The 23,318-nt window shown below is 67.3% G+C and carries 25 protein-coding genes and 2 tRNA genes; 14 read left to right on the top strand and 13 right to left on the bottom strand.

The window, feature by feature from the left end; all coding sequences use genetic code 11:
- Positions 1-2: 2 nt before the first annotated feature.
- From AC3A5Z_RS08620 to AC3A5Z_RS08610, 3 genes are all read right to left on the bottom strand, one after another.
- A tRNA-Asp gene (locus tag AC3A5Z_RS08620) sits at positions 3-79 on the bottom strand.
- Positions 80-132: 53 nt separating this feature from the next.
- Positions 133-209: transfer RNA gene (locus tag AC3A5Z_RS08615), tRNA-Asp, on the bottom strand.
- 87 nt (positions 210-296) lie between these two features.
- On the bottom strand, positions 297-1,235 hold the full coding sequence (locus AC3A5Z_RS08610) for a pirin family protein (RefSeq protein ID WP_487518956.1): 939 nt from the start codon (positions 1,233-1,235) through the stop codon (positions 297-299).
- Positions 1,236-1,407: 172 nt separating this feature from the next.
- Between AC3A5Z_RS08610 and guaA the strand changes: the two genes are divergently transcribed.
- From guaA to AC3A5Z_RS08560, 10 genes are all read left to right on the top strand, one after another.
- A complete protein-coding gene (guaA, locus tag AC3A5Z_RS08605) occupies positions 1,408-2,964 on the top strand; it encodes a glutamine-hydrolyzing GMP synthase (RefSeq protein WP_487518955.1) in 1,557 nt (518 codons plus the stop codon).
- Positions 2,965-3,171: 207 nt separating this feature from the next.
- The gene (locus AC3A5Z_RS08600) at positions 3,172-3,450 is read left to right on the top strand and encodes a putative quinol monooxygenase (protein WP_487518954.1); all 279 of its coding nucleotides are present in this window, start codon (positions 3,172-3,174) and stop codon (positions 3,448-3,450) included.
- Between the two features lie 69 nt (positions 3,451-3,519).
- Positions 3,520-4,431 carry a DMT family transporter gene (locus AC3A5Z_RS08595; RefSeq protein WP_487518953.1) on the top strand — a complete coding sequence of 304 codons (912 nt, stop codon included), beginning with the start codon at positions 3,520-3,522 and terminating at the stop codon, positions 4,429-4,431.
- Between the two features lie 61 nt (positions 4,432-4,492).
- Positions 4,493-5,605: an outer membrane protein transport protein gene (locus AC3A5Z_RS08590; protein WP_487518952.1), complete on the top strand. Its 1,113-nt coding sequence runs from the start codon at positions 4,493-4,495 to the stop codon at positions 5,603-5,605.
- 102 nt (positions 5,606-5,707) lie between these two features.
- Positions 5,708-6,634: a DMT family transporter gene (locus AC3A5Z_RS08585; RefSeq protein ID WP_487518951.1), complete on the top strand. Its 927-nt coding sequence runs from the start codon at positions 5,708-5,710 to the stop codon at positions 6,632-6,634.
- Between the two features lie 28 nt (positions 6,635-6,662).
- On the top strand, positions 6,663-7,532 hold the full coding sequence (locus AC3A5Z_RS08580; protein WP_487518950.1) for an ATPase: 870 nt from the start codon (positions 6,663-6,665) through the stop codon (positions 7,530-7,532).
- A gap of 27 nt (positions 7,533-7,559) precedes the next feature.
- Positions 7,560-8,477, top strand: coding sequence for a homoserine O-acetyltransferase MetA (gene metA, locus AC3A5Z_RS08575; protein WP_487518949.1), 918 nt, complete (start codon positions 7,560-7,562; stop codon positions 8,475-8,477).
- Positions 8,452-9,417, top strand: a complete 966-nt coding sequence (locus AC3A5Z_RS08570) for an alpha/beta fold hydrolase (RefSeq protein WP_487518948.1) — start codon at positions 8,452-8,454, stop codon at positions 9,415-9,417. Before metA ends, AC3A5Z_RS08570 begins: the two co-directional genes overlap by 26 nt.
- A 45-nt stretch (positions 9,418-9,462) precedes the next feature.
- The gene (ppk2, locus tag AC3A5Z_RS08565) at positions 9,463-10,344 is read left to right on the top strand and encodes a polyphosphate kinase 2 (RefSeq protein WP_487518947.1); all 882 of its coding nucleotides are present in this window, start codon (positions 9,463-9,465) and stop codon (positions 10,342-10,344) included.
- On the top strand, positions 10,341-10,955 hold the full coding sequence (locus AC3A5Z_RS08560) for a TetR/AcrR family transcriptional regulator (protein WP_487518946.1): 615 nt from the start codon (positions 10,341-10,343) through the stop codon (positions 10,953-10,955). Before ppk2 ends, AC3A5Z_RS08560 begins: the two co-directional genes overlap by 4 nt.
- 120 nt (positions 10,956-11,075) lie before the next feature.
- Here AC3A5Z_RS08560 and AC3A5Z_RS08555 read toward each other — a convergent pair whose 3' ends face one another.
- The 5 genes from AC3A5Z_RS08555 to AC3A5Z_RS08535 all read right to left on the bottom strand — a co-directional run bounded on the left by AC3A5Z_RS08555 (position 11,076) and on the right by AC3A5Z_RS08535 (position 15,855).
- Complete coding sequence (locus tag AC3A5Z_RS08555; protein WP_487519596.1) at positions 11,076-12,152, bottom strand: ABC transporter ATP-binding protein; 1,077 nt, start codon at positions 12,150-12,152, stop codon at positions 11,076-11,078.
- Positions 12,153-12,169: 17 nt separating this feature from the next.
- Positions 12,170-12,976, bottom strand: coding sequence for an ABC transporter permease (locus tag AC3A5Z_RS08550; RefSeq protein WP_136791983.1), 807 nt, complete (start codon positions 12,974-12,976; stop codon positions 12,170-12,172).
- On the bottom strand, positions 12,973-13,863 hold the full coding sequence (locus AC3A5Z_RS08545) for an ABC transporter permease (RefSeq protein WP_487518945.1): 891 nt from the start codon (positions 13,861-13,863) through the stop codon (positions 12,973-12,975). The genes AC3A5Z_RS08550 and AC3A5Z_RS08545 overlap by 4 nt, the downstream gene beginning before the upstream one ends.
- Before the next feature lie 217 nt (positions 13,864-14,080).
- Complete coding sequence (locus AC3A5Z_RS08540; protein ID WP_487518944.1) at positions 14,081-14,341, bottom strand: hypothetical protein; 261 nt, start codon at positions 14,339-14,341, stop codon at positions 14,081-14,083.
- Positions 14,342-14,451: 110 nt separating this feature from the next.
- A complete protein-coding gene (locus tag AC3A5Z_RS08535; protein WP_487518943.1) occupies positions 14,452-15,855 on the bottom strand; it encodes an aminotransferase-like domain-containing protein in 1,404 nt (467 codons plus the stop codon).
- Between the two features lie 84 nt (positions 15,856-15,939).
- Here AC3A5Z_RS08535 and AC3A5Z_RS08530 point away from each other — a divergent pair, with 84 nt between their 5' ends.
- Entirely contained in the window at positions 15,940-16,161 is a 222-nt protein-coding gene (locus tag AC3A5Z_RS08530; RefSeq protein ID WP_487518942.1) for a DUF1127 domain-containing protein, read from the top strand.
- Between the two features lie 54 nt (positions 16,162-16,215).
- Here the strand turns inward: AC3A5Z_RS08530 and AC3A5Z_RS08525 are convergent, their stop codons facing one another.
- The 5 genes from AC3A5Z_RS08525 to AC3A5Z_RS08505 all read right to left on the bottom strand — a co-directional run bounded on the left by AC3A5Z_RS08525 (position 16,216) and on the right by AC3A5Z_RS08505 (position 19,548).
- Positions 16,216-16,914 (bottom strand): DUF1003 domain-containing protein, encoded by a 699-nt coding sequence (locus AC3A5Z_RS08525; protein WP_487518941.1) that lies wholly within the window; start codon positions 16,912-16,914, stop codon positions 16,216-16,218.
- A 102-nt stretch (positions 16,915-17,016) separates the two neighbouring features.
- The gene (gene rpsI, locus AC3A5Z_RS08520; RefSeq protein ID WP_444666277.1) at positions 17,017-17,502 is read right to left on the bottom strand and encodes a 30S ribosomal protein S9; all 486 of its coding nucleotides are present in this window, start codon (positions 17,500-17,502) and stop codon (positions 17,017-17,019) included.
- Between the two features lie 2 nt (positions 17,503-17,504).
- Positions 17,505-17,969 (bottom strand): 50S ribosomal protein L13, encoded by a 465-nt coding sequence (gene rplM / locus AC3A5Z_RS08515; RefSeq protein ID WP_487518940.1) that lies wholly within the window; start codon positions 17,967-17,969, stop codon positions 17,505-17,507.
- Positions 17,970-18,169: 200 nt separating this feature from the next.
- Positions 18,170-18,949 (bottom strand): SseB family protein, encoded by a 780-nt coding sequence (locus AC3A5Z_RS08510; RefSeq protein ID WP_487518939.1) that lies wholly within the window; start codon positions 18,947-18,949, stop codon positions 18,170-18,172.
- Positions 18,946-19,548, bottom strand: a complete 603-nt coding sequence (locus AC3A5Z_RS08505) for a uracil-DNA glycosylase family protein (RefSeq protein WP_487518938.1) — start codon at positions 19,546-19,548, stop codon at positions 18,946-18,948. Before AC3A5Z_RS08505 ends, AC3A5Z_RS08510 begins: the two co-directional genes overlap by 4 nt.
- Positions 19,549-19,666: 118 nt before the next feature.
- Between AC3A5Z_RS08505 and AC3A5Z_RS08500 the strand changes: the two genes are divergently transcribed.
- The 3 genes from AC3A5Z_RS08500 to AC3A5Z_RS08490 all read left to right on the top strand — a co-directional run bounded on the left by AC3A5Z_RS08500 (position 19,667) and on the right by AC3A5Z_RS08490 (position 23,233).
- A complete protein-coding gene (locus AC3A5Z_RS08500; protein ID WP_487518937.1) occupies positions 19,667-20,887 on the top strand; it encodes a Na+/H+ antiporter NhaA in 1,221 nt (406 codons plus the stop codon).
- 122 nt (positions 20,888-21,009) lie between these two features.
- Positions 21,010-21,669, top strand: coding sequence for an ABC transporter ATP-binding protein (locus AC3A5Z_RS08495; RefSeq protein ID WP_487518936.1), 660 nt, complete (start codon positions 21,010-21,012; stop codon positions 21,667-21,669).
- The gene (locus AC3A5Z_RS08490; RefSeq protein WP_487518935.1) at positions 21,647-23,233 is read left to right on the top strand and encodes a KpsE/RkpR family capsule polysaccharide export protein; all 1,587 of its coding nucleotides are present in this window, start codon (positions 21,647-21,649) and stop codon (positions 23,231-23,233) included. Before AC3A5Z_RS08495 ends, AC3A5Z_RS08490 begins: the two co-directional genes overlap by 23 nt.
- Positions 23,234-23,318: the final 85 nt, after the last annotated feature.

Raw genomic sequence — 23,318 nt, 5'->3', positions numbered from 1 at the left:
AGTGGCGCGGTTGACGGGGCTCGAACCCGCGACCCCCGGCGTGACAGGCCGGTACTCTAACCAACTGAGCTACAACCGCACATTTCTTCACTCGAAGACCGAAGTCTTCACGTCCGGGCGGGCGGCGGATGGTGGCGCGGTTGACGGGGCTCGAACCCGCGACCCCCGGCGTGACAGGCCGGTACTCTAACCAACTGAGCTACAACCGCGTAGCCATCCAAGCCGCCGCTCGAACGTGTGGGGGTATTACGCAGCCCCGCGGGCGGCGTCAAGCGGGGCCGGAAGATATTTCGCGATCATCGATCCGGCGCCGGAATGAACTCCGCATCGTCGTTCGGCGGCAGCCGGAACCGGCCATGCGCCCAGTCGCCCGCGCGCCAGGCTTCCTTGGCCGCGGCGATGCGCTCCTGCGAGGAGGCGACGAAATTCCACCAGATGTAGCGCGGCCCGTCCGGCGTGGCCCCGCCCAGCACCATGACCCGTGCGCCCTGCGCCCCGGCCTTCAGCGTGATCCGGTCGCCCGGACGGAACACCAGCATGCGCCCCGCCTCATAGGTCTCGCCCGCTACGGTCACCGACCCGCCCAGCACATAGGCGCCCAGATCCTCGTGATTGTCCGGCATCGGCAGGCTCGCCCCCGCCTCCAGCGCGGCATCGGCGTAGATCATCTCCGAGGGCAGCGTCACCGGCGAGCGTTCGCCCCAGGCGTCGCCCAGGATCAGCCGCACCGTCTTGCCCTCGCCCTCGAGGAAGGGCAGCGCCTCGGCGCCGGTATGGCTGAAGGCCGCCGCGTCATCCTCGCGGTCCTTGGGCAGCGCCACCCAGGTCTGCAGCCCGAACAGCGAATGCGGCTTCTGCAGCATCGTCCCGTCCATCCGTTCGGAATGGGTGATGCCCTGCCCCGCCATCATCCAGTTCACCGCGCCCGGCTCGATCCACTGATCGGTGCCGAGACTGTCGCGGTGATGGATGCGGCCCTTCATCAGATAGGTGACGGTGGCGAGCCCGATATGCGGATGCGGCCGCACGTCGATGCCCTTGCCGGTCAAGAACTCCGCCGGGCCCATCTGGTCGAAGAAGATGAACGGCCCGACCATCTGCCGCGCCGCCGAGGGCAGCGCCCGGCGCACCTCGAAGCCGCCCAGATCGCGGGCGCGCGGCACGATCACCGTCTCGATGGCATCGACGGCATCGCCGAGCGGAATGTCGGGGTCCAGTGCGGGGTTCCAGCTCATGTCAGCTCTCCTTGTCCTGCAGGCAATCTAGGACAAAACGGCCTCTGACGCATCCATTGCCCCCGCGCGCCCGCTGTGCGCTGCGGCACAGGCTCCGGGCGCCGCGCGAAAGCGCAGTTACACACGCGACTCCCCTTGCGATTTTCCGGGCGGAACCCTATGGGCATGGCCCATGAACCAGCATGAACGCCTCCTCATCATCGACTTCGGCTCGCAGGTCACCCAGCTCATCGCGCGCCGTCTGCGCGAGCTGAATGTCTTCTGCGAGATTCATCCCTTCAACAAGGTGGACGATGCCTTTCTGGCCGCGTTCGCGCCGAAGGCGATCATCTTCTCCGGTGGTCCCTCCTCGGTCTTCGCCGAGGGCGCGCCGATGCCGCCCGCGGGGGTCTTCGACCTCGGCGTGCCGATCCTCGGAATCTGCTACGGCCAGCAGGTGATGATGCACCTGCTCGGCGGCAAGGTCGAACGCGGCCACGGCACCGCCGAATTCGGCCGCGCCTTCGTGACGCCGACCACCGACAAGCTCGACATGCTGGACGGCTGGTTCGCCGACGGGCGCGAGCAGGTCTGGATGAGCCATGGCGACCACGTCTCGCACATCGCGCCGGGCTTCAAGGTGTTCGGCACCTCGCCCAACGCCCCCTTCGCCATCACCGCCGACCCCGAGCGCCGCTTCTTCGCCGTGCAGTTCCACCCCGAGGTGCACCACACCCCGAAGGGCGCGAAACTCTACGAGAATTTCGTGCGTCTGGCGGGCTTCACCGGCGACTGGACGATGGGCGCCTATCGCGAGGACGCCATCGCCAAGATCCGCGCGCAGGTCGGTGACGCCAAGGTGATCTGCGGCCTCTCCGGCGGCGTCGACAGCTCGGTCGCCGCCGTGCTGATCCACGAGGCGATCGGCGACCAGCTGACCTGCGTCTTCGTCGATCACGGGCTGCTGCGGCAGGGCGAGGCCGAGCAGGTCGTCACCATGTTCCGCGACCACTACAACATGCCGCTGATCCATGCAGATGAATCCGACCTGTTCCTGAACGCCCTCGAAGGCGTCTCGGACCCGGAGGTGAAGCGCAAGACCATCGGCCGTCTCTTCATCGACGTGTTCCAGAAACACGCGCATGAGGTCGGCGGCGCGACCTTCCTCGCACAAGGCACGCTCTACCCGGATGTGATCGAATCGGTCAGCTTCTCCGGCGGGCCCTCGGTCACCATCAAGTCGCACCACAACGTCGGCGGCCTGCCCGAGAAGATGGGCATGAAGCTGGTCGAGCCGCTGCGCGAGCTCTTCAAGGACGAGGTCCGCGCCTTGGGCCGCGAGCTCGGCCTGCCCGCCAGCTTCATCGGCCGCCACCCCTTCCCCGGCCCCGGCCTCGCCATCCGCTGCCCCGGCGAGATCACCCGCGAGAAGCTGGCGATCCTCAGGAAGGCCGACGCCGTCTTCATCGACCAGATCCGCAAGCACGATCTCTACGACGAGATCTGGCAGGCCTTCGTCGCGCTGCTGCCGGTGAAGACCGTCGGCGTGATGGGCGACGGGCGGACCTACGACTATGCCTGCGCCCTGCGCGCGGTGACCAGCGTCGATGGCATGACGGCGGATTACTACCCCTTCACCCACGACTTCCTCGGAGAAACCGCGACGCGGATCATCAACGAGGTGCAGGGCATCAACCGCGTGACCTACGACATCACCTCGAAGCCCCCGGGCACCATCGAGTGGGAATGATCTGACCGCGCGCCACTCCCGGCGCGAGGCTCGAGACCAGCCCGTTGCCGCCCCCCGGCGCCGAGGCTTTCCAGCGCACTGTCGATGGCGAGACCCTCGCCATCGACACAGGCTTCTTCCCCTCCGGCATTGCCTCTCCTCGTCTTGCTCTGCAAGATGCCCCGAAGCCGCGCCGAATTGTTCGGCAACGATACTGGGAGGATCGCCATGGCACGGATCACTTTGACCGGAACGCTCACCTGTCCCAACGAGGACGACGCCGATGCCGTGGCGCGCTATGTGCAGGAGCATATCGACCTGAGCCGCGCCGAGGCGGGCTGCGAGAAATTCGACATCACGCCCACTGACGATCCACTGGTCTGGCAAGTCGACGAAATCTGGACTGACCGCCCCGCCTACGAGGCGCATCAGGCCCGCACCCGCGGCTCGGTCTGGTTCATCATCTCGCGCGACGTGCGCCGCGACTTCGAGCTGACCGAGGGCTGAGCGCCACCACGTCTGGACATTCCCGGCGCAGGGGGCGATGACTTCGGCCCCTGCGCCCGGATCGCCGCCATGCCCCCAGTCCATCGCCCCCTCGCCGCCGCCCTCTGGATGGCAGGCTCGATCACCGCCTTCACCACGATGGCCGTGGCGGGACGCATGGTGACCGGGCTGCACGACACCTTCGAGATCATGACCTGGCGCTCGCTGGTCGGGCTGATCCTCGTTGTCTCGGTCGCAGGCGCCGCCGGGCGGCTGCGCGAGATCCGCGCCGACCGGCTGGGCCAGCATTTCCTGCGCAACCTCTTCCACTTCACCGGCCAGAACCTGTGGTTCTTCGCGCTCGGCCTGATCCCCTTGGCACAACTGATCGCGCTGGAGTTCACCTCGCCGATCTGGGTCATCCTGCTCGGCCCGCTGTTCCTGGCCGAGCGCATCACCCCGGTGCGCGCCTTCTGCGCGGCCCTCGGCTTCACCGGCATTCTCATCGTCGCCCGCCCCGACTTCGGCCATGTCGATCTCGGCATTCTGGCCGCCGCCGGATCGGCCGTGGGCTTTGCCGGCTCGATCATCATGACCAAGGCGCTGACCCGCGGCGAAAGCATCGTCTCGATCCTCTTCTGGTTGACCCTGATGCAGCTCGGCTTCGGCGTCATCTGCGCCATGGCCGATGGCAGCATGGCGCTCCCCAGCGCCGAGTCCGCGCCTTGGCTGGTGCTGATCGGCTTCTGCGGCGTCACCGCCCATCTGTGCCTGACGATGGCGCTCTCGCTCGCCTCGGCCAATATCGTGGTGACCATCGACTTCAGCCGCCTGCCGATGATGGCAATGGTCGGGATGCTCGCCTTCGGCGAGGCATTGGACTCGCTGGTTTTCCTCGGCGGCGGGCTGATCCTCCTGGCCAACTGGATCAACATCCGCGCGGCAAACCGGGCGGCGCTGCAACAGGCGGTGCCCGTTCAGCCCGTAACGCCGCGTCATTGATTGACCGTTTCGCGGCCCTCATCCTACGCTTGTGCCAGAACGTCGCACTGCCGGGGGGAAAATGAAAAATCATGTGACTATAGTGGGGCTGCTCGCGCTGGGCGCGAGTGCTACGGCGCTGCACGCCGGCGATATCGAACGCTCGACGCAGAGCGTCGGCATCCTGTTCGAGGAAGGCCGCTATGTGGAATTCAGCTACGGCTATGCCAAGCCCGACGTCAGCGGCGCGGTGAGCGGTCTGCAGTCGGGCGACATGGCGGGCGATTTCAGCACCTATGCGCTCGGCTACAAGCAGGCGCTCGGCGCCAACATGGATCTGGCGCTGATTCTCGACCAGCCGATCGGCGCGGATGTCGACTATGGCGCGGACGAGGTCTATCCCCTTGCCGGCACCACGGCAGAGCTGAACGCCAATGCGATCACGGCGCTGCTGCGCTACAAGATGCCGAACAACGTCTCCGTCTACGGCGGCCTGCGGGCCCAGTCGGTCGAGGGGCAGGTGAACATCCTGTTCAACACCTTCACCGAAGCCGGCAGCATCGACTACGATCTCGACACCAACAAGGACTACGCCTTCGGCTATGTCGTCGGCGTCGCCTGGGAAAAGCCCGAGATCGCGGCCCGCGTCTCGCTGACCTACAACTCGGCCATCGAGCACACGCTGACCGGCACCGAGAGCGGCACCTTCCTGGGCGCGACCCAGACTTTCGAGGAAGATTTCGACACCACAATCCCGCAGTCGGTCAGCCTCGAATTCCAGTCGGGCATCGCCGCCGACACCCTGCTCTTCGGCTCCGTGCGCTGGGTCGAATGGTCGGAATTCGTGATCAACCCGACGCTCTACCAGGCCTACTTCCCCGATGTGCCGCTGGTTGCCTACGATTCGAACCGCATCACCTACACGCTCGGCCTCGGCCGCAAGTTCACCGAGGCCTGGTCGGGCGCCATCACCGCCTCCTACGAGCCCTCGACCGGCGATCTGACCGGCAACCTCGGCCCGAACGATGGCTACAAGTCCATTGGCATCGGCGCGACCTACACGCATGAGGCGATGAAGATCACCGGCGGCGTGCGCTATGTCGAGCTGGGCGGCGCCACCACGCGCGGCGTCGGCGCCGATTTCGACGACAACAGCGCCGTGGGCCTCGGCCTGCGCGTCGCCTACAGCTTCTGACCGAAGCGGCGGGGGCCGCCCCTTGGCCCCCGCCTCTCCACCCGGCTGCGAAGCCGCAGCTTCCGGGTCGCCGCCACGGGCCGCGCCTGCTAAAGCCGCCAGATGACCGCGCAGAAATCCCTCTCTCCCCGCGCCTGGGCCGAGCTGCTGCTCCTTGCCTGCATCTGGGGCCTGTCCTTCGTGGCGAACCGCGCCGCCCTGCAGGAGGTCGGCGTCGCCACCACCGTCGCCTTCCGCGTCGCCGGCGCCTGCCTGATCCTCTGGCTCTGGGTCGCAGCGCGCCGCCTGCCCCTGCCGCGCGCGCCGAAGGTCTGGGCGGCCTTCCTCGTCATGGGGCTGCTGAACAACGTCATCCCCTTCTCGCTGATCACCTGGGGCCAACTGACCATCCCCTCCGGCCTCGCCGCCATCCTCAACGCCTCCACCGCCATCCTTGGCGTGCTGGTGGCCTCGCTCTTGTTCCGCGACGAGCGGCTGACGCCGCGCCGCATGGCCGGGGTGCTGCTGGGCTTCGCCGGGGTCGTCACCGTGATCGGCCCCGAGGCGCTGCTGCGGCTCGACCTCACCTCGGTCTCGCAGCTGGCGCTCCTTGCCGCCGCCCTGTCCTACGCCCTCGCCGGGGCCTTCGCCCGCAAGGCGCTGACCGGCCTCGCGCCGCAGGTCGCCGCCGCCGGGATGCTGACCGGCTCGACGCTGGTCATGCTGCCCGCGGCCCTGCTGATCGACGGGCCGCCGAGCCTCGCGCACAGCCTGCCGATCTGGGCCTCTCTCGGCTATCTCGCGGTGATCTCCACCGCCGTGGCCTACCTGCTCTACTACCGGGTGCTCGCCATGGCCGGCGCCGGCAACCTCAGCCTCGTCACCCTGCTGGTCGCCCCTGTCGCCATCGTCGCGGGCGCGCTGATCTTCGACGAGGCGCTGCCCCTGCGCGCCTTCGCCGGCTTCGCGCTGCTCGGCCTCGGGCTGCTGACGCTCGACGGGCGCGTGCTGCGCATGTTTTCGCGTGAACTCGGCCCCGCCCCGCGCTAACAGGGGCCGAGGCACGAGGGGGCAGGCAATGATCTATTCTTCCGCAACGGACTGGCGCGCATCGCGGGAAAAGCGCGTCCTGCTGTTCGGCATGTCCGGCCTCGGCAAGACCCATGTCTCGAACCTGCTGCGCGACAGCGGCGGCTGGTTCCACTACTCGGTCGATTACCGCATCGGCACCCGCTACATGGGCGAGTTCATCGCCGACAACTTCAAGCGCGAAGCGATGCGCGTGCCCTTCCTGCGCGAGCTCCTGATGACGGATTCCGTCTACATCGCCTCGAACATCACCTTCGACAATCTCGCCCCGCTCTCCACCTATCTCGGCAAGCCCGGCGACCCCGAGAGGGGCGGCCTGCTCTTTGCCGAATACCAGCTCCGGCAGGACCAGCACCGCGAGGCCGAGATCCACGCGCTCTTGGACACCCCCCGCTTCATCGGCCGCGCGCATGACATCTACGGCTACGACAATTTCGTCTGCGACTCTGGCGGGTCGATCTGCGAGGTGGTTGATGCCGACAATCCCGCCGATCCGGTGATGACGGCGCTGTCGCAGAACCTGCTGATGGTCTGGATCAAGGGCTCCGACAGCCACACCGACGAGCTGATCCGCCGCTTCGACCGCGCGCCGAAGCCGATGTATTACCAGCCGCAGTTCCTGCTCGAGGCCTGGGCCGCCTATCTCGCCGAACATGACGTGACCGAGGCCGAGGTCGATCCCGACGCCTTCGTGCGCTGGACCTATGCCCGCGCCCTCACCCACCGCCAGCCGCGCTATGCCGCCATGGCGCGCTGGGGTCTGACCGTCACCGCCGAAGAGGTCGCCGAGGTCCGCGATGCCGCAGGCTTTACCGATCTCATTGCCCAGGCACTGGAAACCCGCCAGACCATCGCCTAGATACGCCGCCCGCCCCGAGGAGCCGCCATGCCGATCAAGCTGCCCGAAACCCTGCCCGCCTTCGACGTTCTCCGCAGCGAGGGCGTCATGGTCATGTCGCCCGAACGGGCGGCGCGGCAGGACATCCGCCCGCTGAAGATCGCGCTCCTCAACCTCATGCCGAAGAAGATCCAGACCGAGAACCAGTTCGCCCGGCTGATCGGCGCGACGCCCCTGCAGATCGACCTGCACCTGATCCGCATGACCGAACACCAGACCCGCAACACCGCCGCCGAGCACATGGCCGCCTTCTACCGCCCCTTCCAGGAGGTGAAGGAAGAGAAGTTCGACGGCCTGATCATCACCGGCGCCCCGATCGAGCACCTGCCCTTCGAGGAGGTCACCTATTGGGACGAGCTGCGCGAGGTGATGGACTGGACCCAGAGCAACGTCCAATCGACCTTCGGCGTCTGCTGGGGCGGTATGGCGATGATCAACCACTTCCACGGCGTGCAGAAGCACATCCTCGACCACAAGGCCTTCGGCTGCTTCCGCCACCGCAACGTCGATCCCACCTCGCCCTACCTGCGCGGCTTCTCGGATGATTTCGTCATCCCGGTCAGCCGTTGGACCGAGATGAAGCAGGACGAGATCGACCGCGCCCCGGCGCTGCAGACCCTGCTCGGCTCCGACGAGGTCGGCCCCTGTCTGGTGGCCGATCCGGATCACCGCGCGCTCTACATCTTCAATCACTTCGAATATGACAGCGACACGCTGAAACAGGAATACGACCGGGACGTGGCCAATGGCACCGCGATCAACGTGCCGAAAAACTACTATCCGGATGACAATCCCGCGATGCCGCCGCTCAATCGCTGGAGAAGTCACGCGCACCTTCTATATGGCAACTGGATCAACGAGATTTACCAGTCAACGCCCTATGACATTGCCGAAATTGGTCGCTAGCCTCATCGCGGCGACAGTGGTTCTTGGTGGCTGTGCCGCCGCCGTCGACACCAGAGCATCCAGCCGCGAGGCGCTGGCCGAGGCGCGCTATCCGCCGACCGGCCAGCTGCTGCAGGTCAATGGCCGCACCATCCACGCCCATGTCGAAGGGTCCGGCCCCGATCTCGTGCTGATCCACGGCGCCTCCGGCAACACCCGCGACTTCACCTTCCGGCTGGTCGATCAGCTGAAGGACCGCTACCGCGTCATCGCCTTCGACCGTCCCGGCATGGGCTGGTCGGACGATATGGGCAAGGAGGGGCTCAGCCCGCTGGTGCAGGCCGATGCGCTGCGCGCCGCGGCGGACCAGCTCGGGGTGACGAACCCGATCGTGCTCGGCCACAGCTACGGCGGCGCGGTGGCGCTTGCCTGGGGCCTGCGAGATCCCGGCAACACCGCGGGGCTTGTCATCGTCTCGGGCGCCTCGATGCCCTGGCCCGGCGGGCTGGGCGCGATGTATGCCATCACCTCCTCCGATTTCGGCGGCGCCACCATCGTGCCGCTGCTCACCGCCTTCGTCGCCCCCGAGCGCACCGAGCCGGTGGTCGAGGCGATCTTCGCCCCGCAGGCCGCCCCCGAGGGCTATGCCGAGTACATCGGCATCGGCCTGTCGCTGCGCCGCGACAGCTTCCGCACCAACGCCAAGCAGCTGTCGAACCTGAAGCCCTATCTGCAGCTGATGATGCCGAACTATGCCAAGCTGCCGATGCCGGTGGAGATCGTCCACGGCACCGGCGACACCATCGTGCCCCACAAGGTGCATGGCGAGCCGCTGTCCAAGCTCATCCCCGGGGCGCATCTGACGCTGCTGCCCGGTGTCGGCCACATGCCGCAGCATGTCGCCGCCCCCGCCGTTCTCGCCGCCATCGACCGCGCCGCCGCCCGCGCCGGATTGCGCTGACCGGACCAATCGCCATACTGCCGGTTTGAACAAGGGAGACGACCGATGGACCTGCCATTCGACGGCGCGATCAGCCAGTATTACCGCAAGGAAGCGCCGGCCTGGCTGCGCAAATCCATCGAGGGCGCCGACAAGAATGCGATCCTCGCCGAGGACTACCCCTACCGCGAGGAGTTGAAGCGCAAGCACTACGAGCCGCAGATGGAGGCGCTGCAGATCCAGCTCGCCCGGCTGCAGGCCGACGTGAAGGAAACTGGCAAGCGCATCGTGGTCATCTTCGAAGGCCGCGACGCCGCCGGCAAGGGCGGCACGATCTCGGCCATCCGCGAGAACCTCAACCCGCGCGTCGCCAATGTCGTGGCCTTGGCGAAGCCCTCGGACCGCGAGGCGACGCAGTGGTATTTCCAGCGCTACATCGACTGGCTGCCCGCCGCAGGCGAGATCGCGCTTTTCGACCGCAGCTGGTACAACCGCGGCGTGGTCGAGCCGGTCTTCGGCTTCTGCACCCCGGCGCAGCGCGAGCATTTCTTCTGCCAGTTGCCCTCCTTCGAGGAGATGCTGGTCGAGGAGGGCATCATCCTCGTCAAGCTCTGGCTGAACGTCGGCCGCGCCGAACAGCTGCGCCGCTTCCTCGCCCGCGAGCAGGATCCGCTGAAACAGTGGAAGCTCAGCTGGATCGACATCGAGGGGCTGAAGAAATGGGACGACTACACCACGATGATCGACGAGACGCTGGCGCGCAGCCACAGCGCCAGAGCGCCCTGGACGGTGGTCCGCTCGGATGACAAGCGCCGCGCCCGCATCGCCGCGATCCAGACCGTGCTGCACAAGGTCGAGTTCAAGGGCCGCGACACCGACCTGATCGGCACGCCCGACCCCGCGATCTGCGGCGGGCCCGAGATCCGCAGCGACGACGGCCGGGAATGACCAAGCGCGGCTACCATCACGGCAACCTGCGGCAGGCGCTGGTCGAGGCGGCGCTGGCCTTGATCACCGAGAAGGGGCCGCAGGGCTTCACCCTGTCCGAAGCCGCCAAGGTGGCCGAGGTGACGCCCGCCGCCGTCTACCGCCATTTCGCGGGCCGCGAGGAGCTGATCGCCGAGGCGGCGCGGCAGGGCTACGACATCTTCGCGGCGCTGATGGAATTCGCCTATGACGACGGCAAGCCCTCGGCGCTGGCGGCCTTCGAGGCGACGGGCCGGGCCTATCTCGCCTTCGCGCGCAAATATCCCGGGCATTACATGGCGATGTTCGAAAGCGGCCTGTCGATGCAGGCCAATCCCGATCTGGCGCTGGCGGCGCAGAAGGCGCGCGACGTGCTGGAACGGGCGGCGGCGCGGCTGTCGGACCATATCCCACCCGAGAAACGCCCGCCCGCGGCGATGTTCTCGGCGCATATCTGGGCGATGAGCCATGGCGTGGTGGAGCTCTTCGCCCGCGGCCCCGCCGCCCGCTCGCCCTTCCCGCCCGAGGATCTCCTGGAGGCCGGCATCGGCATCTACCTGCGCGGCCTCGGCCTGCTGCCGCCCGACCGCTGACCTCTGGGCGCAAAATCCTTCAGAAGGATTTTGCCAAGACTTTTGACAAAAGTCTTGGCCCCGGATCGGCAGGCGCGGCGCGCAGATCGGGCCTGAGCAGTCGCGCCAGGAGAAACCGGATCAGCGGAACAGCACCAGCGCCCCCGCGCTCCAGGCAATGCGGGCGCGGGCACCGATGTCGAGCACCGGGCGGCCGAAGACGTTGCGCATCGAGATCCGCGTCGGGCTGGCCGTGCCGTCGAGCCGGACGTCGTAATAGGTCATGTCGCCGTAATAGACCACTTCCTCGATCGTCCCCATGCTCTCGCGGTCGGCGGTCGGCTGGCCCTCGAAGAGGATGGTCAGCGTCTCGGGGCGGAAGCCCACAGTGGCGCCCTGCCCCGAGGCAGCGCCCGGCGCCTGATCGGGGGCGAGGGTCATGCGCCCGAGGCCCTGCGCCTCGACCTCGATGCCGCCGGGGCCTTCCGACAGGATCTCGGCGGGCAGGAAGTTCATCGTGCCGATGAAATCCGCGACCTTCTTCGAATTGGGCCGTCGATAGAGCGTCTCGGGATCGGCGAGCTGGGCGATCTCGCCTTCGAACATCACCGCGATCCGGTCCGACATGACCAGCGCCTCTTCCTGGTCGTGGGTGACGAGGATGAAGGTGATGCCGACCTGCCGCTGCAGCTTGATCAGCTCCACCTGCATCTGCTCGCGCATCTTCTTGTCGAGCGCCGAGAGCGGCTCGTCCAGCAGAAGCACCTTCGGCTTCAGGATCAGCGCCCGCGCCAGCGCCACCCGCTGCCGCTGCCCGCCCGACAGCGCATGGGCCGCGCGCGCGCCGTATCCCTTCAGCCCCACCATCTCCAGCGCCTCGCCGACGCGGCGGGCAAGCTCGTCCTTGGCCAGATTGGCGCGGCGCAGGCCGAAGCCCACGTTCTGCGCCACGGTCAGATGCGGGAAGATGGCGTAGCTCTGGAACACCATGTTGGTGGGGCGCTTGTTGGCCGGCACCCCCTCCATATGCTTGCCGTCGATCATCACCGTGCCCGAGGAGATGCCCTCGAAACCGGCGATGGTGCGCAGGAGCGTGGTCTTGCCGCAGCCCGAGGGGCCGAGCAGCGAGAAGAACTCGCCCGCGCGGATCTTGGCAGTGATGCCGCGCAGCGCATGGTAGTCGCCGTAGTATTTATGAACGTCGCGGAACTCGATCATGGTGGGTTTCTCGACGGTCACAGGAAGCCTCCGGTATCCTTGGCGCCGGAGCGGGCGAGGCCGCGGCGGCGGAAATATTCGGCGATGGTCAGGAGCAGGATCGACATGCCGACGAGGATGGTGCCGAGCGCCATGATGACGGGCACCGCCTGCGGGAAGCGGAACTGCGAGAAGATGTAGACCGGCAGGGTCACTTCGGTCCCGGCGAGGAAGAAGGCGATGATGAACTCGTCGAGGCTGATGGTGAAAGAGATCAGCAGCGACGAGATGATGCCGGGCATCACCAGCGGCAGGATGATCAGCCGGAAGGTCGAGACCGCGGTCTCGCCCAGGTCATAGGCGGCCTCCTCCAGCGAGCGGTCGAGGCTCTGGAAGGCCGAGGACAGGATGGCGATGGTGAAGGGCGTGCAGATCAGCACATGGCCGAGGATCACCGTCAGGATCGACAGGTTCACCCCGAGGCCCAAAAGCACCACCAGCAGCGAGACGGCGACGATGATCTCGGGCAGCACCAGCGGCAGCATGATCAGCCCCATGATCCCGCCCTTGAAGCGGAAGTCGTAGCGCGTCGAGGCGCGGGCGGCAAAGACGCCCAGCGTCGTCGCCAGCACCGAGGCCGAGACCGCGATGATCAGGCTGTTCTTCACCGCCTGCCCCAGCGCCGGCTGCGTCGTCATCTCCGCGAACCACTTGGTGGTGAAGCCCGACAGCGGGAAGGCGATCACCGTGGCGTCGTTGAAGGCAAAGAGCGGCAGGATGATGATCGGCGCGTAGAGGAAGATCAGGTAGCAGATGGCATAGATGCGAAAGCCGCCGCCCTTCATGATTTCGGCCCTTTCAGGTAGCGGCGGTTCAGGAACAGGAACAGCAGGCTGACGACGGTCACGATCCCCATCGCCGAGACGGCGATGGCCGAGCCGAGCGGGTAGTTGTCGAGCTTGAGATATTGCAGCTGGATCAGGTTGGCCACCATCCGCCCCTCCGGCCCGCCGACGAGCTGCGGCGTGACGTAATCGCCGATCGTCGGGATGAAGACGATCAGCACCGAGGCGATCACCCCGGGCATCGCCAGCGGCAGCGTCACCCGCAGGAAGGTCATGAAGCGGCTCTCCCCCAGATCCTGCCCGGCCTCGAGCAGCGAGCGGTCGATCTTCTCCAAGGCGACGAAGATCGGCAGGATGGCGAAGGGCGCATAGGCATGGGCCAGGGTGATGACCACCGCGTTCACGTTGTAGAGGATGAAGGTCAGCGGCTCGTCGATGATGCCGAGCCCCATCAGCCCCGAGTTCACCACCCCGTTGAAGCCGAGGATCACCTTCCACAGGAAGACGCGGATCAGATAGCTGGTCCAGAACGGGATGGTGATCAGGAACAGCCAGAGCGACTTGCGCGAGGGGTCGACGTGGAAGGAGACGAAATAGGCCACCGGAAAGGCCAGCACCACCGTCACCAGCGTCACCGCCATCGACACGCCGAGCGAGCGCAGCATGACCGCGCGGTAGAGCTCGTTGGTCCAGGCCTCGTGGTAGTTCGCCAGCGTGAAGGTGCGGACGATCTCCAGATAGCCGTCGGTCAGAAAGCTGTAGAGGATGATCGTGCCCAAGGGCGCGGCCAGCAGCAGGATGGCATAGAGCGCGGTCGGACTGACCAGCATATACCCGCTCGCCGCCTCGGACCGCTTGAAGCGGTCCCATCGCGATCCCAGTTCCATCATGCCCCCTGGAAGCTTCCCTGCCGTTTTGATTGCACAGGTCGCCGCGAAAGGTAAAGCGTTTCGGCAGCAAACTCTGCGGCAAGCGCCTCGGGAAGAGGCAGAGCGACAGGGGAAGCGCCGAAGAGCCCCTCGCAGGTGCGTCTTGCCTGTTTCTTCCGCATGATCAGCCGCTTGTCAGAAAAGCTTCATACGGCAGGAGAGGCAGGTGCGGGCCTCAGCCCGCCACGCGTTCGATCGCGATTGCCCGTTTCTTCAGCTCGTCGTAAAGCGCGGGCACCACGCGGATCGATCCGACCGCGACGCGCAGCGCGTCGGAGATGCGGGCCTCGTTCACGCTGTCGGGGGCAACACGCCAGACCATGCGCCGTGCGACCCCGTCGTCATAGACGATTTCGGTGGTGCCGTGCCGCGTCGTGCGCAACCCGAGAAAATCGCCGCCGCCATGCGGCGCATGAAATCCAGCCTGATGTCCCATTTTTCGGATCTCTTTTCTAAAATACTCGATACCGAAAAGGTGCCATCCCGGAATCTCACCGTCAATCAAGCGCTTGCGCTATTCCGGCGGGCGAGTCCTGGCGGCCACAGTCAGACCGCGAGATCGGAAGGCGGGCGCGACAGCAGACCCGCGAGCTTGGCCAGCGCCTGGTCCAGCTGGGCGCGCGAAATGCCCCCCGCAATCGCCAGCCGCACCGCATTGGGCGAGCGGCCATGCACCAGCGCATATTCGTCCGCCGAGCGTACCAGCACCCCCTCGGCCTCGGCCATCCGCGCGAAGGTGGAGACCCGCCAGCCCGAGGGCAGGTTCAGCCAGACGAAGGGCAGACCGGGTTGCCAGGCCAGATCGAAGGCCCCCAGCGCGTTGACGATGGCCTGCAGCCGGTCGCCATACTCGCCCTGCACCCGCCGCTTCAGATCGGCGGCAACGCCCGAGGTCAGCAGCTCGCGGCAGAGGTCCGAGACCGGGCGGGCCAGCGCGAAGAACGAATGCTGTGCCGTCAGCCGCCCCGCCTGCCCCATGCCCGTCGGACAGACGATATAGCCAAAGCGCAGCGCCGCCGAGATGCTCTTGGACAGGCTGCCGACATACCACGTCCGCTCCGGCGCCAGCGCCCGTACCGCAGGCCAGGTGCTTTCAGCCACCGAATAGCAGTCGTCCTCGATGATCTGCATCTCGTGCCGCCGGGCGATCTCGGCGATCTCGGCACGGCGCGCCTCGGGCATCCGCACCGTGGTCGGGTTCTGCGCCTCGGTGGTCATGCAGAGGATCTGCGGCCCGTAGCGGCGGCAGGCGGCCTCCAGCGCGTCGGGCCTGAGCCCGTGCTGATCCAGCTCCACCCCCACCACCTCGGCCCGCGCCAGCCGCGCCGAATGGCGGAAGCCCGGATAGGCCAGATCCTCGATCAGCACCACCGGACGATCGCCGCGCAGGCAGCAGAGCATCACCAGTCCGATGGCATTCTGCCCGCCATGGGTCAGCGCGATGTCGTCGGGGGTGAAGCTGCCCAGCACCCGGTCCGACAGCCATTCGGCAATGGCCGCCCGCAGCGGCGCCTCGCGGCGTTGCGAGCTGTATTCCAGATAGTCCGGCCCGATCCCCTCGGCCACGCGGCGCATGGCAGTGGCAAAGGCCTCGGCCTGCCCCACCTCGGGGAGATGCGGCGCACGCATGTCGACCAGCGTGCTGATCGCCAGCGGGTCGCGGTCCATGAACAGCGCCTGCGTCGGCCCCAGCCGCGGCGCCGAGGCCGCAACGAAGGTGCCTCGCCCCACGGTCGCCGCCAGCAGCCCCTCCTGCGTCGCCATCTGATAGGCGCGCGACACCGTCCCCGGGGTCGCCCCGATCTGCCAGGCCAGTTCCCGCACCGTCGGCAATTGCGCTCCCGGCGCAAGGTCGCCCGCCCGGATCGCCTCGCGCAGGGCTCGGGTCAGGGCGAGATACTTCGGCCCGGGATATTGTGCGAGGTTTGGCTGCCAGATTGTATCAGTCACAATGTTCTTCTAGCTCGGATTGCCGCGATATTGTATACTTACCCTACTTGATGCGGTTGATTGTATCAATACAAAAGGTGTCCCATGCAACGCTCCCTTCCGATGACCCCCGGCCTGAACCTGAACCGCCCGATGCCGCTGGTATCGCGTGCGCTGTTCTCGCTCGCCCTGACGGTGCTCGCCTGGGAGACCCGACGCCAGACCCGCGTCAGCCTCTCGCGCCTCGATCCGCATCTGCTCAAGGATATCGGGTTGAGCGAGCGCGCCGCCGCACTCGAGGCTGAGAAACCCTTCTGGCAGGGCTGACCCCCGCCGTCCGCTTCCCCACTGGGGCCGGGGCAACCTGGCCCCTTTTTTTGCCTAGCCGCGCCCTTCGCGGCTGTCCTCCAGAAGCTCGATCTGCAAGCGCTGGATCGCCGCCAGCCGCTCCCATTGCCGGGTCAGGTGCAGATCGATCTTGTCATGCAGGTGGCGGATCTCGAGCTCCGCCTTCAGGTTCACCTTGTAGTCGTTCTCCGACCGCTGGCGGTCCTTCTCCTCCTGCCGCCGCTGGCTCATCATGATGATCGGCGCCTGCAGGGCCGCAAGGCTCGAGAGCACGAGGTTCAGGAGGATGAACGGATAGGGATCGAAGGCACCGAACACCAACCCCGACACGTTCAGCGCCATCCACCCCACCAGCACCACGGCAAAGCCGATGATGAAGGCCCAGGAGCCGCCGAACCGCGCCAGCCCGTCGGCGGCCTTCTCGCCGAAGCTGCGAGGCTCGTCCTCGGAGGTGCCGACCTCCTGCGCCACCGGCAGCCCGGATTGCAGGCTGTCGAGCACCACCCTGTCCAGCCGCGTCAGCGCGCCCCGCTCCGATTGCAGCAGCTCTTCCAGATGCCGCCTGCGGAACCGCGCGGCATCCGTCCGGCAGATCAGCGCATCCGGCTCAAGCTGATGCCCCTCGGCCAGAATCGACGCGCGGATCGAGGGGGTCAGATCGCCCACCGACCGCATGCCCGCGCGGGGAAAGGTCTTGCCGCAGACGGCGCAGGTGCCGGTGTCGGAATGCATGGCGGTCTCCGAATGCTCGTCGGCGCAGCATCGGCACCCGCAGGCCGAGATACAAATGAAAAGGCCCGCGCGAGGCGGGCCTTTCTGCAAATCGGCTGAAGATCAGCGCTTCGAGAACTGGAAGCTCTTGCGGGCTTTCGCCTTGCCGTATTTCTTCCGTTCCACGACGCGGCTGTCGCGGGTCAGGAAGCCGGCGGCCTTGAGCGCAGCGCGCAGCGAGGGCTCATAGAGCTGCAGCGCTTTGGAGATGCCGTGCTTGACCGCACCGGCCTGACCCGAGAGACCACCACCCGCGACGGTCGCGAAGACGTCGAACTGGCCTTCCACACCGGCGACGGTGAACGGCTGGCGCAGGATCATCTGCAGCACCGGACGGGCGAAGTATTCCGCCATGGTCTTGCCGTTGACGACGACCTTGCCGGAGCCCGGCTTGATCCAGACGCGGGCGACGGCGTCCTTGCGCTTGCCGGTCGCGTAGGAGCGGCCCAGCTTGTCGCGGACGGGGGCGCGGACGATGGCTGCTTCGACAGCGACCGCAGCCTCGGAGACGACCGATTTCAGGTCATCGAGGGATTTGATGTCGGACATGCTCAGGCGCTCCGGGTGTTCTTCGGGTTCAGCGACTTGAGGTCGAGAACGGTGGGCTGCTGCGCTTCATGCGGATGCTCGGCGCTGGCGTAAACGCGCAGGTTGGTCATCTGCTGACGGCCGAGGCTGTTGCGGGTGATCATCCGCTCGACGGCCTTGACCACGACGCGCTCGGGGTGAGCACCGTCCAGCACCTGAGCCGCGGTGCGGAACTTGATCCCGCCCGGGTGGCCGGTGTGCCAGTAGTAGCGCTTGTCGGCGCGCTTGTTGCCGGTCATCTGCACCTTGTCGGCGTTGATGACGATCACGTTGTCGCCCATGTCCATGTGCGGCGTGAAGGTCGGCTTGTTCTTGCCACGCAGGATATTCGCGACGATGGTCGCAAGACGGCCCAGAACGATGCCTTCGGCGTCGATCAGGATCCATTTCTTCTGAATATCCGCCGGGGTAGCGGTGAAGGTTTTCATCTGGAATCCCATGCAGTGATGCGAGGGACAGCCCCCGCGAATTCGGATGGGGGTATTTCGTTCATCTGGCGCATCCAGTCAAGGGGCGAAAGCTGGATAAATCCCTTTCCGATCAACAGCTTGAAAAAACGGTATCATAATACCCCATCCGCAAGCCCTGCCCCGGCACCGGAAATCGTGATTCCCGGTGCCTCTGCCCTTCAGCGCAGGATCGGCGGGCGGTTCGGGTCCATCCCCGGCGCCTGCGGCTGGGCGGGCTCCGGCGCCTCGATCACCGGCAGATCGAAGCGCAGCGCCACCCGCTGCATCGCCGCCGTCGCCGGGTCCTGCGCCGCAAGGAAGGTCACATCCATCTCGCCCGCCTCGACGCCCGAGAAGGTCAGCGCCTCCGCCGCCGCCCGTGCCAGCGCGGCCTCCGCCGCCAGCGGCGCATCGACGAACGCCAGCATATGCCCGCGCCGCCCGCCCTCATAGGTGACGCCCGCCAGCAGCGCATGGCTCGCCATGCCGCCGGCCCGCGCCAGCTTGGCGTCGAGCCCGCTCAGCAGCCGCTCCGGCACCGCGGGGGCGTGGAAGCTTTCGGGCAGCGCTTCCAGCTGGTCCGGCCCGTGCAGGATCGTCTCGGCGAGCCAGTCCACAGCCTCGGCAGGCAGCAGCATCGACGAGGGCGCAGTGCCGAGGTTCAGCCCCAGCCCGATCCCCTTGCCCGCCAGATGCGCCGCCACCACCCGCCCCGGCAACGCCGCATAGGGCGCCGGAATCCCGGTGAAGGCCGACAGCCGGTCCTCGGCATCGAAGACCAGAACCACCGGCCCGTCCTCCAGATCGAAGACCTTCGGCGTCAGCACCTCGCCCTCGGCCTCGGTCTCGAGCAGCAGGAACAGCTCGCCATCCGCCAGCCGCTCGTAGAAAGCGAGCCGTGCGGCGTCATCCTCGGGGGCGGCTTCCATCGCGGCATGGGCGGTATCGAGAGCGGTCATGTCATCTCCATCACGGCGCGCACCTCGGCACGGAGCGCAGGCAGCAGCTCGGTTTCGAACCACGGGTGGCGTTTCAGCCATCCCGTAGTCCGCCACGACGGATGCGGCAAGGGAAAGGCGCGGCTCTGCGCCAGATGGGCGCGCCAATCGGCCACCGTCTCGGTGACGGAGCGCGTCCCCAGATGCCAACGCTGCGCCGCCCCGCCCACCACCAGCGTCAGCTCGCGTCTGCATAGAGTGTGCATCACCCGTGCATGCCATGTGCGGGCGCAGATCGGCGGTGGCGGCAGGTCCGAACCCTTCGCATCGTATCCCGGAAAGCAGAAGGCCATCGGCACGATCGCCACCCGCTCCCGGTCATAGAACTCCGCCTCCGAGAGCCCCGTCCACAGCCGCAGTCGGTCGCCCGAGGCATCGCGGAACGGCTCTCCGATCGCCTGCACACGCGCCCCCGGTGCCTGCCCGGCGATCAGCAGCCGTGCCGAGGCGCGAAACCACGGCACCGGGCGCGGCTCATGCGCGGTGGCCGTCGCGGCAAAGCGCGGCGCGCACAATCGGCAGGCTTCTATAGCGTCGGAGAGGGCATTTCGGCGGTTCATCGCGCAACATATCGTGTCTGATGTGCCCGCCGGCAACACCCCGCCGCCGATGCATGCCGCTGCCGTTGCAGCGGCCCCGCGCCGGGTCTATGGCCCGACTCGCTGTCGGAGCTGTCCCATGTATCGTGTCTCGCCCTTTCTGCGCAATTTCGGCTGGTCGCTTCTCGCCGGAGCCGTCCTCGCGACGCTCTGGGTCAACCTGTCTCCGGCAACCTATTACGATAGCATCGAATTCCGCCTCGCCGACCTGCCGCTGCCGCGCTGGATCAGCCCGCTCCCGATCAGCCTGACGCCGATGGACCTGACCTCGGACGTGCTGATGTCGCTCTTCCTCTTCGTCGTCGGCAAGGAGCTCTGGGAGGCCCTCGTCCTGCAACGCGGCGCCCTGCGTGGCCCCCGCACCGGCGTGCCGCTGCTGGCGATGCTCGGCGGTCTCGTTGGCGCGGTGGCGGTCTGGCTGATCCTCACCGCGCTCTTCCAGACGGCGGAGGAGGCGCAGCCCTTCGGCGGCTGGCCGGTGCCGCTTGGCGGCGACGTGGTGCTGGCCTGGATTGTGGGGCGCGCGGTCTTCGGCGCCAATCACCCGGCGCTGCATGTGCTGCTGACCATGACCGTCGGCGCCGACATCATCGCGCTGCTGCTTCTGGGCCTCGCCTATCCCGGTGGCGGCCTGCGCCTCCTGTGGCTCGCCCTGCCGCTTGTCGCCTCCGTCACCGTCTGGCTGCTGGTCGGCCGCGATCCCGGTCCCAGGGCCAGCGAGCGGCGGGTACAGCGCGCGATGCATCTCTGGCCCTATGCGCTGGCGGGGCTGCTCTCGTGGCTCGGCGTCGCCGCGTCGGGTCTGCCGCCTGCTCTCGGGCTGCTACCGATCCTGCCCGCCATCCCGCATGCCGACCGCGCCTTCGGCCTCTTCGCCCAGGCCGAGGAATATTTGACCGACCCGCTCAACCGCCTCGCGCATCTGATGGTGCGCGCGGTGCCTGCCGTGCTCTTCCTCTTCGGGCTGACCCGAGGCGGCGTCGATCTCTTGGCGCTGTCCCCGACCACGGGCATCCTGCTCGGCGCGCTCTGGGTCGGCAAGCCCTTGGGAATCCTCGCGGGCGGGCTCGGGCTCGCCCGGCTCCTGCACCGCCGCCTGCCGCCCGGGGTCAGGGCGCGCGACATGGTCGTGATCGCGCTGATCTCGGGGATGAGCTTCACCGTGCCACTTCTGGCGCTGGAGCGCGCCCTGCCTGGCGGCGCCATGCAGGAGGCGGCGCGGCTCGGCCTCGCGCTCAGCCTGCTCGCCGGGCCTCTCGCCATGCTGCTACCGCGCCGCACCCCGCGGCGACAGATCTGAGTTGTCAGACGCCCCACGCGCGACATAATGCTGCCCAGATGCCGGAATAGACCAAGCAAAAGCAATGGTTAACCAATCTGCGCTAGAAGCGGGTGGAGCGCGGCAGGGGCCAGAGGCGGGGCATGATCGAGTTCGAGACCGTCAGCAAATCCTTCTGGACCGGCACCCAGCGCAAGGTGATCCTCGACCGTGCCTCCTTTAGGGTGGAGCTCGGCAATTCCCTGGGCATCCTCGCACCGAACGGCACCGGCAAGACCACGCTGATCAACATGATGGCGGGGCTTGAGAAACCCGACGAAGGCAGCGTCACCCGCACCTCGCGCATCTCCTTCCCGCTCGGCTTCATGGGCGGGGTGATGGGCAAGCACAGCGGGACGGAAAACGCCCGCTACATCGCCCGGCTCTACGGGCTCGACCCCGACTATGTCGAAAGCTTCTGCCGCTGGCTCTGCGACATCGACGAATACTTCGACATGCCGGTCGGCACCTATTCCTCGGGCATGCGCTCGCGCTTCTCCTTCGCGCTGATGCTGGCCTTGGAGTTCGACATCTACCTGATCGACGAGGGCATGCCCGCCACCACCGATGTCACCTTCAACCGCAAGGCCGGCGGCATCCTGCGCGAGCGGCTGCGCAACAGCACCGTGGTTGTCGTCTCGCATCAGGCCGCCACGCTCGAGAAATTCTGCCGCTCCGCCGCCGTGCTGCGCCACGGCCAGCTCTACATGTTCGACACCCTTGAAGAAGCGAAACGTCTCTATGACTACGAAGCTCAAGGTTAAGCGCTTCCGCACCCGCAAGCCCGATCCGCTGCCCGAGGCGGCGGAGGATGGTCTGTTCGACACGCCCGCCGAGGATGGCCTTGGCCAGCAGCCCTTCGCCACCGCCCGCGGCGACGACAGCCTGCCGACCGAGATCGATGCCATCCGGCGCGAGGGGCTGACCGGGCGGCAGCTGCGCATGGCGCGCCACATCGCGCAGCGCCACAACCTGCCCGCGGCTTCGGATTTCGACGCGGTGCGCCTGTTGCGCAAGGCCGGGATCGACCCGTTCCGCCGCAGCACCGTGCTGGAGCTGGTCGCCTCCGACGGCGAGCCGACGGAGCCCTCACGCGCGCTGGCGGTGCAGGAAGACCGCGCCCTGCCCCGGCCGGTGAAGCCGGCGCGCCTGCCCGCGCCGGATGCCCGGGCCGAGACCAGCCACGCGGCCGACATCCTGCGCATCCAGCAGGACATCGCTCGCCGCCGCCGCCGCAAGATGGCGCTGCTCGGCGCGCGGCTCGCCTTCTTCGTGCTGCTGCCGACGATCCTCGCGGGCTATTACTACTACGCCGTGGCCACCCCCTTCTTCGCCACCAAGAGCGAATTCGTCATCCAGCAGGCCGAGAACCCGTCTTCCGGCGCCTTGGGCGGGTTGCTCAGCGGCACGCAATTCGCCACCGCGCAGGACAGCATCGCGGTGCAGGGCTATCTGCAATCGCGCGAGGCGATGATCCGGCTGGACGAGGACATGGGCTTTCGCGCCCATTTCAGCCAGCCCGGCATCGACCCGATCCAGCGCCTCGCGGCCGATGCCAGCGTCGAGGCGGCCTACAAGCTCTATGCGCGCAACGTGAAGATCGCCTACGACCCGACCGAGGGCATCGTGAAGATGGAGGTGATCGCCGCCGATCCCACGTTGGCCGCAGGCTTCGCCACCGCGCTGATCTCCTATGCCGAGGAGCAGGTCGATCAGCTGACCCAGCGGATGCGCGAAGACCAGATGTCGGGCGCACGGTCCAGCTACGAGGAGGCCGAGGCCAGGATGCTCGAGGCGCAACGCCGCGTGGTGGAGCTGCAGGAGCGCTTCAAGGTGCTCTCCTCCGAGGTCGAGCTCGGGCTCATCACCACCCAGCTCGGCACGCTGGAGACGCAGCTGACCACCGAGCGGCTGTCGCTGCAGCAGATGCAGTCGAACCCAAGCCCGAACGCCGCCCGGATGGAGCCGGTCCGCCGCCGCATCGCCGCGCTGGAGGCCGAGGCGGCGACGGTGCGGGCGCGGCTGACCGAAGACAGCGCCAACGGCCTCTCGCTCGCCAAGGTGCAGAGCGAGCTCCTGGTGGCGCAGTCCGACGTGGCGACGCGGCAGCTGATGCTCGCGCAATCGCTGCAGTCGCTGGAGACCGCGCGGGTGGAGGCGAACCGGCAGACGCGCTACCTGTCGCTCTCGGTGAAGCCGATCGTGCCCGATGCGGCCACCTACCCCCGCGCCTTCGAGAACACGCTGGTCACAATGCTGATCTTCGCGGGCATCTATCTGATGATCTCGATGACGGCGGCCATCCTGCGCGAGCAGGTCTCGGCCTGACGGGCCGGTCGCTAACGCTTCCTTCAGCCCCGTGCCGCAAGATCGCCCGAGCGGGGGGCGATCCTGCCTTCGCGCATCGGCAGGG

The organism is Cereibacter sp. Soil_C_27 (assembly GCF_057657095.1).
This window is presented reverse-complemented; position numbering and strand designations above follow the sequence as displayed.